Source organism: Burkholderia arboris, assembly GCF_038723655.1.
Lineage (GTDB): Bacteria > Pseudomonadota > Gammaproteobacteria > Burkholderiales > Burkholderiaceae > Burkholderia > Burkholderia arboris.
Genome location: NZ_CP109821.1, coordinates 3,407,103 through 3,424,226, shown reverse-complemented (window position 1 = coordinate 3,424,226; position 17,124 = coordinate 3,407,103). Strand labels below are relative to the sequence as shown.

Here is a 17,124-nt window from a genome sequence, read left to right as displayed (position 1 = left end):
CGTCCCCGTCAGTCGAGGCGTCGTTTTTTCAGTTTCAGCCCGGCCGCGCGCGTACCTGCCGCAACGGCGGCGAGGATCGAAAGCGAGCGCAGGGTAGCGGACATGGATGAACCGTAAGTGGGCTGAGCGGCGATCTTAACACCGGATCGGCGGCGCGCGCGAGCGCCGCCGCCGTTTAGCAGGATTCGAGATTTGCTTTCCACGACTGATTGGAAAGCGCGCCGCGCCCGGCCGCTAGAATGCCCGCTTACGTTTCGATGACAGCGCGTACGCGTGCCGTCACGCACATTCACCACCACTGGAAACGGGGCATATCACGATGGCAAGCATCAAGGGGATCGGCCGTTGGCTGCACACGGGCGCGGCGGCGGCGCTGGTCATGGCGGCGACGGCTGCGCATGCGGACACGTCGATCCTGAACGTGTCGTACGACGTGACGCGCGAGTTGTACAAGGACATCAACACGAGCTTTGCCGCCGCGTACAAGCAGAAGACCGGCGAGACCGTCACGATCAAGCAGTCGCACGGCGCGTCGAGCGCGCAGGCGCTGTCGGTACTGCAGGGGCTGCAGGCCGACGTCGTGACGATGAACCAGCCGAACGACATCGACTTGCTCGCCGAGCGCGGTCAATTGCTGCCGAAGGACTGGCGCGCACGCTTTGCGGACAACAGCTCGCCGTACTCGACGACGATGGTGTTCCTCGTGCGCAAGGGCAATCCGAAGGCGATCAAGGACTGGAGCGATCTCGCGAAGCCGGGCGTACAGGTGATCATCGCGAACCCGAAGACGTCGGGTAACGGCCGCTACGCGTATCTCGCCGCGTGGGGCTTCCAGAAGCAGAAGGGCGCGACCGACCAGCAGGCGCTCGACTTCGAGAAGGCGATCTTCCGCAACGTGCCGGTGCTCGATTCGGGCGGCCGTGGCGCGACGACGACGTTCACGCAGCGCGGCATCGGCGACGTGCTGGTCACGTTCGAGAACGAAGTGGCGCTGATGGACACCGGCGCATCGGGCGCGCAGTTCGACGCCGTGTATCCGTCGGCGAGCATCCTCGCGGAGCCGCCCGTCGCCGTCGTCGACAAGGTCGTCGACAAGAAAGGCACGCGCAAGGTTGCCCAGGCGTATCTCGACTACCTGTACACGCCGGAAGCGCAGGAAATCATCGCGCAGCACCATCTGCGCCCGCGCGACGCGAACGTGCTGAAGAAGCATGCGGCCGAGTTCAAGGCGCTGAAGACGTTCAGCGTCGAGCAGGTTTTCGGCAGCTGGGCGAACGCGCAGAAGACCCATTTCGCCGACGGCGGCACGTTCGACCAGGTGATCGTCGACCGGAAGTGACCGCGGCGCGCATCGCGCGCGGGTCCGCGCGATGACGACGCAGCCGGCCGCACCCGCGGCCTTTTTTTTGCATTGCGCGGCGGAGTTCCGTTCCGCGCCGGCACGCATTCCCGGCCGCCGCGGCGCGTGCTACGCTCATCGCCTCCCTGCAACCGGCCCCGCGCGATGAACGTCGATTCGTCCTCCCCAGCCTCCCGCGGCCGTGGCCGCAAGATCTGGTCGGGCACCCGCCCGGTGATCGCGTACGGGATGCCGCCGCTCGGCTGGCGCGATTTCTACCACCGCGCGCTGACGGTGAGCTGGCCCGTGTTCTTCCTGTCGCTCGCGGTGCTGTTCCTGCTGCTCAACGGCGGCTTCGCGACGCTCTACGTGCTCGGCCGCACGCCGATCGCGAACCAGTCGCCGGCCGGCTTCGGCGGCGCGTTCTTCTTCAGCGTCGAGACGCTCGCGACCGTCGGCTATGGCGACATGCATCCGCAGACCGTTTATGCGCACCTCGTCGCGACGCTCGAGATCTTCGTCGGGATGTCGAGCATCGCGTTGGCCACGGGGCTCGTGTTCGCGCGCTTTTCGCGGCCGCAGGCGAAGATCCTGTTCGCGCGCAACGCGATCGTGCGGCCGCTGAACGGCCGGATGACGCTGATGGTGCGTGCTGCGAATGCGCGCCAGAACGTGATTGCGGAGGCGCAGGCGAAGTTGCGGCTGATGCGCATCGAAGGCACGCACGAGGGCTACTCGCTGCGCAAGATCCACGACCTGCCGCTCGTGCGCAGCGAGCACCCGATCTTCCTGCTCGGCTGGAACCTGATGCACGTGATCGACGAATCGAGCGCGCTGTTCGGCGAGACGCCCGAATCGCTCGCCGCGCGCGACGCGTCGTTGCTGATCACGATCGAGGGCTCGGACGAAACGACCGCGCAGGTCATGCAGGCGCGTCACTCATGGACGCATGGCGAGATCCGCTGGCGTCACCGCTATGTCGACCTGATGCACGACGAGGACGGCATCACGCACATCGACTACACGCATTTTCACGAAGTCGTGCCGATCGACGTCGACACCGACGAACGCAGTTCGCCGGGCGTGGCGGCCGAAGCGGGCGCGTCGGCGCAGGGGCCGGCCGCGCAGGCGTGACCGGGGGCGGCGGGCGCCCCCTCATGCGTCACGCATGCAGCAACCGCGCCGCTTCGCGCTGCTCGATCGCGACCGCGCGGCGGAATGCGTCGCGATCCTCCGCGCGCGCAACGTAGTCGCCGAGCACGCCTTCGTGCGGCAGCAGATGCGCGTCGAACGCGATCTTCAGCGTGCTGGCGAGCAGCAGGTCGGCCGCGGTGAAACGGTCGCCGACGAGCCAGGGGGTGTGGGCGAGCGCTTGCGCGAGTGCGCGCTGCACGCGCGTGATGTTGCCCCAGCCGAACGCGACCGGATTGCCCGACGCGCCGGTGAATTTTTCGGCCATCGCCGGTTCGAGGCAGGCCGGCGTGAAGAACATCCATTGGAGGAAACGGCCGCGCAGCGGATCGTCGGGCGCGATGCCGAGCCCGGCGCCCGGGCAGCAGTCGGCGAGATAGAGCAGCACGGCGCCCGATTCGGCGAACGGCGCGCTGCCGTCGTCGAGCGCGGGCAGCTTGGCCATCGGGTTGACCTGCACGAATGCGTCGCTGCCCTGTTCGTGCGAGCGCAGGTCGATCGGCACGAGTTCGTACACCACGCCGATTTCCTCGAGCATCCACAACGCCCGGAATGCCCGGGTCTTCGGCCAGTAGTAGAGCTTCATCGCGCCTCCGCGTTTCGGTGCTGGTGTCGGTCCGGTCGATGCTCAAGCGTACCCGAGCGCAGCAGGTTCGGACAGGGGCGCCCGGCCAGGGGCGCCCGGCCAGGGGCGGTTCGGCTGAAAGAGACTGTTGGGGCGTTATCTGTCGAGCGTGAATCGGGCAGAAAATCGGGCAAAGCCCGATGGGATAAGGGAGTTTATCAATCACTAGTTATATGAAAACTAGTTATAAAAATCGGCAAAAATTCAGGCGAAAAGCAGCATCGCTACCAACGCGCACCGCCGATTCTGTAGCACCCGTACATGCGCGCCGCAGGCATTCGGCTGCAACCGCCGACGCATCGCGAAACACGGCAATCACTGGAGACAAGTCACGCATGGCAAACGACGATCGCACCACGATCATTCCGCGCAGAACGTCCGAATCGGCGGCCATGGTGGCCGAGGTCAAACGAGCGATGGCGATCACCGCGCGGCTCAACCGTCTGACGTTCGACGATGCGGCCGAGGTTCGTGCGCTGTTCGGCGAACTGATCGGCATGCAGGTCGACGACGGCTTCACGCTGATTCCGCCATTCCATGCCACAGGCGGCACCGGCATGAAGCTCGGGCGCAACGTGTTCGTCAACCAGAACTGCACGTTCTACGACCTGGGCGGGCTCGAGATCGGCGACGACGCGATGATCGGCCCGAACGTCAGCCTGATCACGTCCGGTCATCCGGTCGAGCCTTCGCGGCGCCGTGACTGCGTCGTCGCGAAGCCGATCGTGATCGGGCGGAACGTGTGGATCGGCGCCGGCGCGACGATCATCGGCGGTGTGACGGTCGGCGAGAATTCGGTCGTCGCGGCTGCGGCGGTCGTCACGCGCGACGTTCCGCCGAATACGCTGGTCGGCGGCAATCCGGCGACGGTCATCCGGTCGATTGCCGAGTAACGTCGCTCGGGCGCGCGTGCGGGCGCGATGAGACATCGGCGGACCGATGTGGACAACTCGCTTCGCAGCGACTCGAAACGCTGTGCATTCGAAGGGTGAGGGTGCCGCCGGGGCCGGCCGGACAAGCCTTTCCGGTTGTCCCCGGCGGTGGTGCGCCGAGACGTCCGTCGACAGCCGGATGAAGATCCGGCCGCTCGCCGGGTTGTGGATATCCGCGCCCGGAAACGACTCGGCACGCTGTGAGTTTCACAGGTGAGGATGACCGGATGCTGCGCGAGACATGAATCGGGGTGTGGACAACTCGCCGCGAAACGACGCGAATTGCTGTGAAATTCATCGGTGAGTGTCGCGCCCGATCGCGCGGCGCGCCTGCTCCGGCGCGGGTTTCCGCCCTTTGCCGCGATTCGGGAGGGTCGCGCATTCTAGCTGAATGCGCGCATGCGTGACCAAGCCGGGCGCGCACCGCGACGTCGACATCCGGCTCCGGATCACGATCAAAGGGTCGTGCATTCTAACGGCGCAAGCGCGCGTGTGGTCCGCAAAGTGCGAATATCGCCGCGCATATCTGCGTTCTCGAGCGACTCGGCGCGCCATGCAATTCAATGGTGAGTGCGATTTCGGGATCGGCGTGCGGCCCGCCAGAATGCGGCCGGTCGGCTGCCGATGCCGCGCGAAGCGCTGTTCGGGCCGGGCTCGGCCGCGAGCTTGCAAACGGGGGGCGGCGCACGCCGCCGTGTGGATATCCGGCCGCCGAAACGACTCGCGGCACTGTGTATTTCGAGGGTGAGCGTCGAGGCCCGATCGGGTGAAGAGCCGCGTCCGGTATGGATTGCCGGTCGTCGGAGCGCGGCGAAAGGCACATCTTCGATCGATCGGAGAACGTGCGCCCATGTGGATATCCGGACCCTCAAGCCACTCGAAGCGCTGTGGTTTTCGGCGGTGAGGGTGGTCGGATGGCTGAAAGGCAATGCAGTTCCGGGCGTGGACAACCGCCGCCGTAGCCAGTCGAATTCCTGTGCACATCAACGGTGAGGGTGAGACGGCGATCACGCAGCATGGGTGTTCCGGCGTGGATATTCGCCTGACAAACTCACTCTCGACCCTGTGTATTCGAACGGTGAATGTGCGCGGCGGATCGACGAAATGCACCGGGTCCGATGTGGATATCCCGCGCCGAAACCCACTCGCCGCGCTGTGAATTCCGACGGTGAGCAGCGACACCCGGGCGAGCCGCATGCCGATTCCGGGTGTGGATATCCCGGCCCGGACGCCACTCGAAACGCTGTGCAATCGAACGGTGAGCGCGCGCCCGATCGGACGAAGCGTTGTGGACATCCGGCGCCACCGACCAATCGGAACGCTGTGTATTGCAACGGTGAGGGTGACCGCCCGAGCCACGGAAACCCTTGTCGCACGGGGTTCGCGCGCCAGTCGCGGGGCTGACGGCGGGCCGTCGGGCATGCACCGCCCTTGACGCCGATCCACCCGGTCGTCCGAACGTCCCGCCAACCCCGCTCCCGCCACCGCGCGCGAAAACTCTCTCAAATCCCGGCAAAAACCTGCGCAGTCTTTCTCGCTACAGCCCCGGCCGAGCAAGATGAGAAAAAACATTCTCGGCTCCGCGCGAAAAAATAGAGCCATTCGCTGCCGCCGGTCACGCGCCGCCCGACGTCCCGCCGCGCAGCCCAGAACAGCACAATCCGGAGACTATCCCCCATGACCGCCCGCCTGCCCGTCGATGGCACGCCTGCCTTGTCCGACTACCGCCTGACCGACAACCTGACCGCGACGCGCGGCCGGATCTTCCTGACCGGCACGCAGGCGCTGATCCGCCTGCTGCTGATGCAGCGCACGGTCGACACCGAACAGGGGCTCAACACGGCCGGCTTCGTCAGCGGCTATCGCGGCTCGCCGCTCGGCATGGTCGACCAGCAGCTGTGGAAGGCGAAGAAACTGCTCGACACCAGCGGCGTACGCTTCCTGCCGGCGATCAACGAGGAACTCGGCGGCACGGCCGTGCTCGGCACGCAGCGGGTCGAGTCCGATCCCGAGCGCACGGTCGAGGGCGTGTATGCGATGTGGTACGGCAAGGGCCCGGGCGTCGATCGCGCCGGCGACGCGCTGAAGCACGGCAACGCGTATGGCTCGTCGCCGCACGGCGGCGTGCTGGTCGTCGCCGGTGACGACCATGGCTGCGTGTCGTCGTCGATGCCGCACCAGAGCGACTTCGCGATGATCGCGTGGCACATGCCGGTCGTGAACCCGGCGAACATCGCCGACATGCTCGAATTCGGCCTGTATGGTTGGGCGCTGTCGCGCTACTCGGGCGCGTGGGTCGGCTTCAAGGCGATCTCCGAAACGGTCGAGTCGGGCTCCACGGTCGACCTCGATGCGCTGCAGACGCGGTGGCCGGCGCCGGAAGGCTTCACGCCGCCGTCGGGCGGCCTGCACAACCGCTGGCCCGACCTGCCGAGCCTGACGATCGAGGCGCGCCTCGCCGCGAAGCTCGACGCGGTGCGTCATTTCGCGCGCACCAACAGCATCGACAAGTGGATCGCGCCGAGCACGCACGCGAACGTCGGCATCGTCACCTGCGGCAAGGCGCACCTCGACCTGATGGAGGCGCTGCGCCGTCTCGACCTGACGGTCGCCGATCTCGACGCGGCCGGTGTGCGGATCTACAAGGTCGGCCTGTCGTATCCGCTCGAAATGACGCGCATCGAGACGTTCGTCGACGGTCTCGCCGAAGTGCTGGTGATCGAGGAGAAGGGCCCGGTCATCGAGCAGCAGATCAAGGATTACCTGTACAACCGCACGGAAGGCGCGCGCCCGCGGGTGCTCGGCAAGCACGACGCCGCCGGCGCATGCCTGCTGTCCGAACTCGGCGAGCTGCGCCCGTCGCGCATCCTGCCGGTGTTCGCCGAATGGCTCGCGCGGCACAAGCCGGCGCTCGACCGCCGCGAACGCGTCGTCGATCTGGTCGCGCCGCAGATCCTGTCGAACGAGGCCGACGCGGTGAAGCGCACGCCGTACTTCTGCTCCGGCTGCCCGCACAACACGTCGACGAAGGTGCCCGAAGGCTCGATCGCGCAGGCCGGCATCGGCTGCCATTTCATGGCGTCGTGGATGGAGCGCGACACGACTGGGCTGATCCAGATGGGCGGCGAGGGTGTCGACTGGGCCGCGCACGCGATGTTCACGAACACGAAGCACGTGTTCCAGAACCTCGGCGACGGCACCTACTTCCATTCGGGCATCCTCGCGATCCGCCAGGCGGTCGCCGCGAAAGCGAACATCACGTACAAGATCCTCTACAACGATGCGGTCGCGATGACGGGCGGCCAGCCGGTCGACGGCAGCATCTCGGTGCCGCAGATCGCACGGCAGGTCGAGGCGGAAGGCGTGTCGCGCTTCGTCGTCGTGTCCGACGAACCGGAGAAGTACGACGGCCATCACGGGCAGTTCCCGGCGGGCACGACGTTCCATCACCGCAGCGAGCTCGACACGGTGCAGCGCGAGCTGCGCGAGACGCCCGGCGTCACCGTGCTGATCTACGACCAGACCTGCGCGGCCGAGAAGCGCCGCCGCCGCAAGAAAGGCGAATTCCCCGACCCGGACAAGCGCCTGTTCATCAACGACGCGGTATGCGAAGGCTGCGGCGACTGCGGCGTGCAGTCGAACTGCCTGTCGGTCGAGCCGCTCGAGACGCCGCTCGGCCGCAAGCGCCGCATCGACCAGTCGTCGTGCAACAAGGACTATTCGTGCGTGAACGGCTTCTGCCCGAGCTTCGTGACGGTCGAAGGCGCGGCGCTGAAGAAGGCTGCCGGCGCCGCGTTCGACGAAGCGGCGCTGGCCGCGCGCGTCGACGGGCTGCCGGTGCCCGCGACCCATCTCGACGCCGCGCCGTTCGACATGCTCGTGACGGGCGTCGGCGGCACGGGCGTCGTGACGGTCGGCGCGCTGATCAGCATGGCCGCGCACCTCGAAGGCAAGAGCGCGTCGGTGCTCGACTTCATGGGCTTCGCGCAGAAGGGCGGCTCGGTGCTGTCGTTCGTGCGGATCGCGTCGAGCGACCGGTGGCTGAACCAGGTGCGCATCGACACGCAGCAGGCCGACGTGCTGCTCGCGTGCGACATGGTCGTCGGCGCGAGTGCGGAGGCGCTGCAGACGGTGCGTCACGAGCGCACGCGGATCGTCGTCAACACGCACCGGATCCCGAACGCATCGTTCGTGCAGAATCCCGACGCGAACCTGCATGCGGACGCGCTGCTCGAGAAGATGCATCACGCGGCCGGCGAGGGCTACCTGTCGAGCTGCGACGCGCAGGCGCTCGCCGCGAAGTTCCTCGGCGATTCGATCGGCGCGAACATCCTGATGCTCGGCTATGCGTGGCAGCTCGGCCTCGTGCCGGTGTCGCTCGCCGCGATGATGCGCGCGATCGAGCTGAACAATGTCGCGGTGCCGATGAACAAGCTCGCGTTCTCGATCGGCCGGATGGCGGCCGGCGACGCGGCGGGCCTCGACGCGTTGTGGAACGCGCGTCACACGGTGGCCGTGCAGGCCGCGCCGGAGACGCTTGCCGAGGTGATCGCCGATCGCGAAGCGCGTCTCGACGCGTATGGCGGCGCGCGTTACGTCGAGCGCTACCGTGCGCTCGTGAACGCCGCGCACGCAAAAGGCGACGACGCGCTGACGCGCGCGGTCGCGACGACGTTCTACCGGCTGCTCGCGGTGAAGGACGAATATGAGGTTGCGCGGCTGTACGCGGACGATACCTTCCGCACGGCGCTCGAAGCGCAGTTCGAAGGCGTGCCGGGGCACGCGTACCGCGTGAAGTTCAACCTCGCTCCGCCGACGGTCGCGAAGGCCGGCAGCGACGGCAGCACGCCGAAGAAGCGCGTGTTCGGCCAGTGGATGTGGCCGGTGTTCGGCGTGCTGGCGCGCGTGCGCAGCCTGCGCGGCACGTGGCTCGATCCGTTCGGCCGCACCGTCGAGCGCAAGATGGAGCGCGCGCTTGCCGACGACTACGAGACGACGCTTGCGCGTGCGTTCGCCGCGATGACGGCCGGCAATGCGGCGCAGGTCGTGCAACTGGCCGACCTGCACGCCCGCGTGCGCGGCTTCGGCCACGTGAAGGTGCGCAACCTGGCCGGCGTGAAGCGCACGGAGCGCGAGCTTGCGTTGCAGCTCGGCATCGACGCGGCGACGAGCGTGGCGGTGCAACATGCGCTCGACGAGATGAAGGGCGCGGGGATGCTGAAGGGGATTCCGGTCGTCGTCGCGAAGTAGCGCGATCGCGGGCGGATGTGAAAAAGGCGACGCTGCTGCGTCGCCTTTTTTTATCCGGACTTCGACCCGATTGCGCACCGGCGGCTGCCGGCCCGTCAAAGAATGCCTTTCTTGCGCGTCGACAGCGCGGTTTCCGACAGGTCGATCTCGCGGATCAGCTTCGTCAGCGTCTCGTCGGAAATCTTGCTGTCGCTGCGCAGCCGGTACAGCGCCGAGCGTTCCGCGCGCACGGCCGCGATCCGCATCTGCAGTTCCATCGTCTCGGCCTGCTTCGCTTCCGCGCGCGGCGTGGGGCCGTCCTCGGCCAGCGCGGAGAGCCGGCGGCGATACTGGTCCATCACGCGTGCGGAGATGTCCGCGCAGCGTGCGGCGCCCGATTCGTCGAGATCGGCCGAGATCGCATCGTGCGACGAGTCGATCGCGCGGATCGCGGCCTGCGCGGCGGCCGAGCGCGCGGAGCGTTCCTCGTCGCCGAGCGGGTTGCGCGCCGAGCGCACGCCGCGCAGCAGCAGCGGCAGCCCGATCACCGCGACGATCAGCGAGCCGAGGATCACGGCCGATGCGACGAAGATCGCGGTGTCGCGCCCCGGCAGCGGCGCGCCGTCCGACAATGCGACGGGGATCGACAGCACGCCGGCGAGCGTGACCGCACCGCGCACGCCGCCGACCGTCATCACCGCGATCGTGCGCACGCCGGCCATCGTGCCCGCGAGGCCCTGGCGCGCGGCGCGGCGGCTCGCGAACCAGCGCAGCAGCCACACCCACGTGAAGCGGATCGCATACAGCGCGAGCATCATCGCGCACACGTTGAAGATCATCCGGCCGACCAGCGCGTCGCTCGTATGGTGCGCATCGACGAGCGCGCGGCCGATGATGTGCGGCAACTGCAGCCCGAGCATGATGAACACCATGCCGTTGAACACGAACTCGATCATCGCCCACGTGCTTTCGGCCCGCACGCGCGACGCGACCGTGCTTTTGCGCGAGAAGCTCGTGTAATTCATCATCATCCCGGCCGACACGGCCGCGAGCACGCCCGACAGGTCGAGGTGCTCGGCGAACAGGTAGGCCGCGAACGGCACGAGCAGCGTCATCACGATGCCGGGGGCCGGATCGCCTTCCTGCTCGGCGTTCAGGAAGCGCGTGGACAGCGCGCTGAACACCCACGACACGATCGCGCCCGTCGCGAGCCCGCCGGCGGCGACGATCACGAACGTGACTGACGCGGCGCGCAGCGAGAACACGCCCGTCAGCGCGGCCGCGATCGCGAACTTCAGCGCGACGAGGCCCGACGCGTCGTTCATCAGCGCCTCGCCTTCGAGGATGTGCATCAGTTGCGGCGGGATCCGGCCTTTGCCGGCGATGCCGGACAGCGCGACCGCGTCGGTCGGCGACAGCACGGCCGCGAGCGCGAACGCGATCGGCAGCGGCAACTCGGGAATCAGCCAATGCGCGAAGTAACCCACTGCGAGTACCGTCATGAACACGAGCCCGAATGCGAGCATCAGGATCGCGCGGCGCTGCAGGTACAGCTCGCGTTTCGGAATCCGCCAGCCGTCCGCGAACAGCAGCGGCGGAATGAACAGCAGCATGAAGATTTCGGGGTCGAACGTGACGTGCAGGTTCAGCTTCGGCCATGCGAGCATCGCGCCGAACGCGATCTGCATCAGCGGCAGCGGCAGTTGCAACGGCAGAATGCGCGTGACGGCGCCGGACAGCGCGACGGTCAGCAGCAGGATCAGGACTGTGAAGACGATTTCCATCGATACGGCGAATACGGGGAATGAAACGATCGTACGGAGTGTAGCGTGCTGACGTGACGGCTGCGCTCGAGTGACCGGTGCGTGCGCACGAAAGTGGTGCATCCGGCGCGCGCCACGATGGTGCGAAGACCCCGTGCAGCCGCATGGCGTACGGGTTGTCAGGACCTTGCACGGAGCTTGCTTGAAGGTGGGCAGCCGTCCGGCATCGACCGGGCAACCGAGGGTCCAACCATGACATTGAACGCGCCGTCCGTTTCGGCGGGCGGCGCGTTCGAAGGCAATACCAGGAGGAAGGCATGACGATCGTTCAACAGGAGCGTCCGGCCGCCGCGTCGCCGTACCGGTTCGAGCGGGAGATGAGCTCCGGCTTCGAACGTCTGGCCACGCAGCACCGCGACCTGACGCTGACGACCGTGTTCCAGCCGATATTCAGCCTGTCGCACCAGCGTGCGGTCGGCTACGAGGCGCTGCTGCGCGCGCACGATGCGCTCGACCGCGCGGTGTCGCCGCTCGACGTGTTCGGCGAAGCCGCGCGGCAGGGCGAACTGCTGCAGCTCGACCGGCTCGCGCAGGCGCTGCATCTCGAGAACTTCGCGCTGCTCGGCGCGGAGCGCGAGTGGCTGTTCCTCAACGTCCATCCGGGTGTGCTGACCGATCCGTTCCAGGCAGCCGCGCTGCTCGCGAACCTGAAGCGGCTCGGCATGCCGCCGCGCCGCATCGTGCTCGAAGTGCTCGAACAGCGCGCGGAAGACGTCGAGCGGCTCGCGGAGGCCGTGCGCGAATTCCGCACGCACGGCTTCCTGATCGCGCTCGACGATTTCGGCGCCGGTCATTCGAACCTCGAACGGATCTGGCAGCTGAACCCGGACATCGTGAAGCTCGACCGGATCATGCTGTCGCACGCGGCGCACCGCACCGGGCTCACCGCTATCCTGCACGGACTCGTCACGTTGCTGCACGAGGCCGGCAAGCTCGTGCTCGTCGAAGGGATCGAGACCGAGCACGAGGCGCAGATCGCGCTGTCGTGCGAGGCCGATTTCGTGCAGGGCTACTACTTCGGGCGCCCGGCGCCGGGGCTGCCCGACAGCGCGGCCGCGACCGGCTGCATCGGCGAGCTGACCGAGCGCTTTCGTCAGCAGACCGAAGCTCGCGAGCGGCGCGACGCGCAGCGGCTCGCGCCGTACCTGCGTGCGTTCGAGCGGGCGGCCGAGCGTCTCGCGGCCGGCGAGCCGCTCGACGAGGTGTGCTGGAACTTCCTCGCGCTCGACGCGGCCGCGCGCTGCTTCCTGCTCGACGCGCACGGCCGGCAGTCGGGCCGCAACGTCGTGCTGCGCGCCGATCGCGCGCTCGCCGAGGCGCGCTTCTCGCCGCTGGCGGACGCGCAAGGTGCGAACTGGCTGCGCCGGCCGTATTTCCGCTCGGCGATCGCCGAGCCGGGGCGCGTGCAGGTCACGCGGCCGTACCTGTCGATCAACGAGGCGCAGCCGTGCGTGACGCTGTCGGTGGCGGTGCGCGTCGGCGATGCGCAGCGCGTGCTGTGCGGCGACATCGACTGGGTCGACGACGAAGCGGACGCCGGCTAGGGGCGCACGGATCGCATGCGGCGATCGGGGCGCGGCGGCGCGGGGCGGCCGTTGCGTTCGCCGCGGGCTTCCCCGACAATGGCCCGACCGCGGCCGTCGTGACCGCGATCGCGCCGTCCCGGGGGCCAACCATGGCGGCGAATAAAAGGAAAACACAATGAAAAGACCGATTTCGCTGACCATCCTCGCGTGGATCATCATCGTGACCAACGCGATCACGTGCGTCTATACGCCGTTCTCGATCGGCATGCCGACCACCCAGGCGCTGATGTCGCACTACCTGCTGCCCGTGTGGGCGACGTTCGGCATCAGCATGATTATCGAAGCGGCGAACGTCGTCATCGGCATTGCGATCCTCAAGGGCCGCGAATGGTCGCGCATGGCGTATATCGTGACATTCGTGTTCGGGATTGCGTTCTCGTTAATCAACATGCCGGCGTCGATGCTCGCGGTGCTGATTCCCGGCGTCCTGCTGTTCGCGTTGTTCGTCTACCTGCTGTTCCGGCGCCCCGCGACCGCGTATTTCCGCCAGACACCCGCATGAACGCCGTGCGCAACGCGCTGGCGATCGTGCTGTTCGCGATCGCGGGCATGTGCGTGATCGTCGCGCAGATGGTCGCGTTCCTGAAGGTCGGCCAGACGACGGTGATGGTCGTGTTTGCCGCCGGGATGTCCGCGTTTTCGGTTGCGCTTTTGGCTGCGGGCGCGTTTGCCGGCGCGTTCCGGCCGCGTGCGCGCGGTGCCGGCATCGCGCTGCTCGTCGCGACCGCGACCACCGCGCTCGGGATGATCGGCTGGGCGACGCTCCTGCTCGCGCCGGGGATCGTCGACGTGATGCAGCAGCAGGGGGTGCAATTCACCGTGCGGATGTTCCGGTTCGCGCCCGGCACCGTGGTGACCGGCCTGTCCGCGCTCGCCGGCGTCTGGCTCGTGCGGCGCGGCTGACGCGCACGGCCGCCGGCACGCTGGCGTCCGTCACGCGGCTCGGCTAGGATGCGCGAATTGTCCAGACGATTCGCGGGCCGCCCATGAACCGAAACGCCGCTTCTTCCGTCCTCCTCGAAGTGATCGCCACGACCGTCGGCGATGCGAAGGCCGCCGCCCGCGCGGGCGCCGACCGCCTCGAGCTCGTGACCGCGATCACCGAAGGCGGGCTGACGCCCAGCGTCGGCCTGATCGAGGCCGTCGTGGCCGCGGTGCCGATTCCCGTCAACGTGATCGTGCGTCCGCACAGCCGGTCGTTCGTCTATGACGCCGACGACCTGCGCGTGATCGAACGCGACGTGCGCGCGGCCGTCGCGGCCGGCGCGAACGGCGTCGTGTTCGGCGCGCTCGACGCGCACGGCGACATCGATCTCGGCGCGCTGGCCCGCATCGCGGCCGCCGCGGACGGCCGGGCACTCACGTTCCACCGGGCGTTCGACGTCGCGCGCGATCTGAACGCCGCGTTCGACGCGCTGCTGCGCGTGCCGGCCGTCACGTCGGTGCTGACGTCGGGCGGCCATCCGTCGGTACTCGATGCCGTCGCGACGATCACGCGGCTGGTGCGGCAGGCGGCCGGTTCGACCTGCACGGTATTGGCCGGCTCGGGGCTCACGATCGATGCGGTCGGCGATTTCGTCCGTGCGACCGGCGTGCGCGCGGTGCATTTCGGCTCGGGCGTGCGGCCGCGCGGCGAGGTGCTCGCGCCCGTCGACGAACAGCGCGTCGAGCGCGTGCGCGCGGCGCTCGACGGCGCGGCGGCGCACGTGTGATGCGCCCGGCGGCGGCCGCAGCCGCTGCCCCGTGCGCTGGCGCCACCACGCACCGGAACATGAAACGCGACAGAGGGCCACATGACCGACGCAACACACGACACGCAGGACGGCGCGGACGATGACGCCGCGCCCGGCTGGGACGCGATCGACGGTGCGCTTGCACGCCTCTATCCGGGCCAGGAGCCGAAGCACTACGGCACGCTGGTCAAGTGGCGGCTCGGCGGCCCCGATCCGCTCGACGGGATCAGCGTGTGGAAGCGCGCGGGGCCCGTGCCGCACTGGCACTTCGTCACGTACGGGCTGAGCGAGCTGTATGCGAAGGAGTCCGACGATCCGGCCGTCAGCGGCTTCGGGTTCGAGCTGACGATGCGCGTCGCGTGCGCGGCGGGCGAAGAGGAGCCGCCGCGCTGGGTGTTCAGCTTCCTGCAGAATCTCGCGCGCTACGTGTTCCAGAGCGGCAACGCGTTCGACGACGGCCACTGGATGACGGCCAACGGCCCGATCGCGCTCGATACCGGCACGGCGCTCTGCTCGATGGGCTTCGCGTTCGATCCGGAACTGCCGTCGATCGACACGCCGCACGGCCGCCTCGCGTTCCTGCAGGTCGTCGGGCTGACGCTCGACGAAGAGCGCGCCGCGAAGCGCTGGCGCACGCGCGCGCTGCTCGACACGCTGCTGCCGCACATGCCGCTCTGGGTGACCGAGCTCGGCCGCGCATCGCTGCTCGAACGCGCGGACGTGCGCGAGCAGGTCGACGCGGGTACGCAGCGCGACGGCTCGGCGAGCGGCTACCTGTTCACCGACGTGCTCGGATGGGACACGCGCAAGCGGCTGCTGCGCGCGCCCGTGATCGAGATTACCGTCGGCGCGCGGCAGGTCGAGGAACTCGTCGCGTTGCTGCCGTTGCGGCTGCCGTTCGACCGCGCGTTCCGCCTGGTCGGTCACGACGGCGCGCTGCGGTTCGTGCACGGCGACGCGAACGCCGTGACCGACGAAGACGGCACGCTGACGCTGCGGCTCACCGACGCGACGGTGCAGGCGCTGGCGCGCACGCTGAAGCCGCGCGCGGGCGAGTATGCGATCGACGGGCTCGACGGCGTGCGCTGGCGCGTCGAGAAGACGGTGATCCGCGACGCGAAGGGCAACCCGGTACAGACGATCGGGTAAGCCGCTGCCGCGCCGTCGCAGGCGCGGCGGCGTTACGTATTCCGCACGAACCAGGCCCGCTTCGCGGTGCCGAGCAGCGCGCGATAGACGACCCACGACACGACGAAGGTCGCCGGTGCCGACAGCGACGCGGCGAACCCGGTCGCCTGGTTCAGCGCGAGCCCCGCGAACGCACCCGCGAACCACGCAGTCAGCCCGCCCGGATTGAACACCGGCACATGCGCGTCGCGGCACTCGACATCGTCGCCGACGAGCTGCCCGTAGCGCGCCGACAGGATGTGCGCGAGCGCGACGCCGACCCACGCGACGACGAAGATGCCCTGGTACGCGAGCGCCTGCAGGATCCGCGAGAAGATGTCGGCCATCATCAGCGCGTAGACGACCGCGCCGACCACGAGCGCCCATACGAACTTCGGCGCGCGCAGCCCGGCGACCTTCTGGAAGAACGCCTGCATGTTGACGGTCGCGAGGTAGTAGTTCGCGGTGTTGATGCGCGACTGCGTGACCCATACGAACAGCAACCCCCACACGCCCATCAGCTTGAGCAGCGCGAGCACGACCGACACTTCCGACAGCGTGCCGAGCCCGGGAATCGTGGCGACGAGATAGATGCCGGCCGCGCCGTTGACGAGGAACGTGACGAGATAGAACGGCATCCCGAAGTTGAAGCGGCCGTGATAGCGGGCGTCCTCCTTGCGGCCGAAGCGCGCGTAGTCGAACGTGAACATCATCAGCACCCACACACCCATGTAGTAGACGAAGCACTGCCACCAGCCGCCGGCCGGTGCGCCGCCCGCCGGCCCGAAATCGAGCCACGCGGCGTGATAGCCGTACTCGGCCGTCGCGAGCCCGACCGCCGCGAGCAGCCCGAACAGGTAGAACGGCAGCAGCACGCCGTTGAACTTGTCGAGCCAGTGCTGCACGCTGCCGAACACGAGCGGCACGCTGTAGCAGACGACGATCAGCGCGGCCCATTGGTAGTCCAGCGCCGGAAACTGGTGATGCGCGGCGACCGCGATCACCGAGCCCTCGAACACCGCGTAGTAGATCGCCGTCGCGAAGAAGATCAGCGTCGCGAGCGCCGCGCCCGCGCTGCCGAACAGCACGCGCGAGAACAGCGCGACCGACAGGCCGGTGCGAATCGCATAGCGGCTGATGATCGAATTGACGACGCCGTACGACACCACCGACAGCGCCATGCCGATCAGCGCGTTGCGCGCGCCGTAGGTGAGCGCGAGCGTCGCGCCGACGACGATGTAGAACACCGCGCTGCAGACGGCCCACCACGCCATCGTCAGCGAAAAGGGCGGCATGCGCGCGTGATCGGGAATGGCGAGCGTCGACAGGTCGAGATCCTCGTCGGTGCGGGCCTGAGCCAGGTTGGCCATGAGCGTGCTCCTCGATGAGCAAAACAGCGGACGACGTCTGGGCCGCGGGTCAGGCGATCCGCAGGGTTGCCCCGACGTCGGGCGGGCAACCGGTCCGGCAGAAACGGCGCGCAAGCGTCCCCGCCGCGC

The 17,124-nt window shown here is 68.2% G+C and carries 13 protein-coding genes; 9 read left to right on the top strand and 4 right to left on the bottom strand.

Annotated elements, in window-relative coordinates:
• Positions 1–8: 8 nt before the first annotated feature.
• Complete coding sequence (locus OHZ10_RS16025) at positions 9–203, bottom strand: hypothetical protein (RefSeq protein WP_342703017.1); 195 nt, start codon at positions 201–203, stop codon at positions 9–11.
• Positions 204–319: 116 nt separating this feature from the next.
• Here OHZ10_RS16025 and OHZ10_RS16020 point away from each other — a divergent pair, with 116 nt between their 5' ends.
• Both OHZ10_RS16020 and OHZ10_RS16015 read left to right on the top strand, forming a co-directional pair.
• On the top strand, positions 320–1,339 hold the full coding sequence (locus OHZ10_RS16020; protein ID WP_342703015.1) for a sulfate ABC transporter substrate-binding protein: 1,020 nt from the start codon (positions 320–322) through the stop codon (positions 1,337–1,339).
• Positions 1,340–1,504: 165 nt separating this feature from the next.
• Positions 1,505–2,473 (top strand): ion channel, encoded by a 969-nt coding sequence (locus tag OHZ10_RS16015; protein ID WP_174994233.1) that lies wholly within the window; start codon positions 1,505–1,507, stop codon positions 2,471–2,473.
• Positions 2,474–2,501: 28 nt separating this feature from the next.
• Here the strand turns inward: OHZ10_RS16015 and OHZ10_RS16010 are convergent, their stop codons facing one another.
• Positions 2,502–3,116 (bottom strand): glutathione S-transferase family protein, encoded by a 615-nt coding sequence (locus OHZ10_RS16010; RefSeq protein ID WP_059233040.1) that lies wholly within the window; start codon positions 3,114–3,116, stop codon positions 2,502–2,504.
• Between the two features lie 374 nt (positions 3,117–3,490).
• Here OHZ10_RS16010 and OHZ10_RS16005 point away from each other — a divergent pair, with 374 nt between their 5' ends.
• Complete coding sequence (locus OHZ10_RS16005) at positions 3,491–4,048, top strand: DapH/DapD/GlmU-related protein (protein ID WP_059233041.1); 558 nt, start codon at positions 3,491–3,493, stop codon at positions 4,046–4,048.
• 1,716 nt (positions 4,049–5,764) lie between these two features.
• On the top strand, positions 5,765–9,337 hold the full coding sequence (locus OHZ10_RS16000) for an indolepyruvate ferredoxin oxidoreductase family protein (RefSeq protein WP_342703014.1): 3,573 nt from the start codon (positions 5,765–5,767) through the stop codon (positions 9,335–9,337).
• Between the two features lie 95 nt (positions 9,338–9,432).
• On the opposite strand, the gene OHZ10_RS15995 is transcribed toward OHZ10_RS16000, so the two are convergent.
• Entirely contained in the window at positions 9,433–11,100 is a 1,668-nt protein-coding gene (locus OHZ10_RS15995; RefSeq protein WP_059233043.1) for a Na+/H+ antiporter, read from the bottom strand.
• Positions 11,101–11,396: 296 nt separating this feature from the next.
• Between OHZ10_RS15995 and OHZ10_RS15990 the strand changes: the two genes are divergently transcribed.
• From OHZ10_RS15990 to OHZ10_RS15970, 5 genes are all read left to right on the top strand, one after another.
• The gene (locus OHZ10_RS15990) at positions 11,397–12,683 is read left to right on the top strand and encodes a sensor domain-containing phosphodiesterase (RefSeq protein WP_059233044.1); all 1,287 of its coding nucleotides are present in this window, start codon (positions 11,397–11,399) and stop codon (positions 12,681–12,683) included.
• A 157-nt stretch (positions 12,684–12,840) separates the two neighbouring features.
• Positions 12,841–13,227 carry a hypothetical protein gene (locus OHZ10_RS15985; protein WP_059233045.1) on the top strand — a complete coding sequence of 129 codons (387 nt, stop codon included), beginning with the start codon at positions 12,841–12,843 and terminating at the stop codon, positions 13,225–13,227.
• Positions 13,224–13,628: a hypothetical protein gene (locus OHZ10_RS15980; protein ID WP_342703011.1), complete on the top strand. Its 405-nt coding sequence runs from the start codon at positions 13,224–13,226 to the stop codon at positions 13,626–13,628. The genes OHZ10_RS15985 and OHZ10_RS15980 overlap by 4 nt, the downstream gene beginning before the upstream one ends.
• 83 nt (positions 13,629–13,711) lie before the next feature.
• Entirely contained in the window at positions 13,712–14,437 is a 726-nt protein-coding gene (locus OHZ10_RS15975) for a copper homeostasis protein CutC (RefSeq protein WP_059233047.1), read from the top strand.
• 81 nt (positions 14,438–14,518) lie between these two features.
• Positions 14,519–15,607: a suppressor of fused domain protein gene (locus tag OHZ10_RS15970; protein ID WP_174994229.1), complete on the top strand. Its 1,089-nt coding sequence runs from the start codon at positions 14,519–14,521 to the stop codon at positions 15,605–15,607.
• Positions 15,608–15,639: 32 nt separating this feature from the next.
• On the opposite strand, the gene OHZ10_RS15965 is transcribed toward OHZ10_RS15970, so the two are convergent.
• Entirely contained in the window at positions 15,640–16,995 is a 1,356-nt protein-coding gene (locus tag OHZ10_RS15965; RefSeq protein ID WP_174994228.1) for a purine-cytosine permease family protein, read from the bottom strand.
• Positions 16,996–17,124 lie beyond the last annotated feature (129 nt).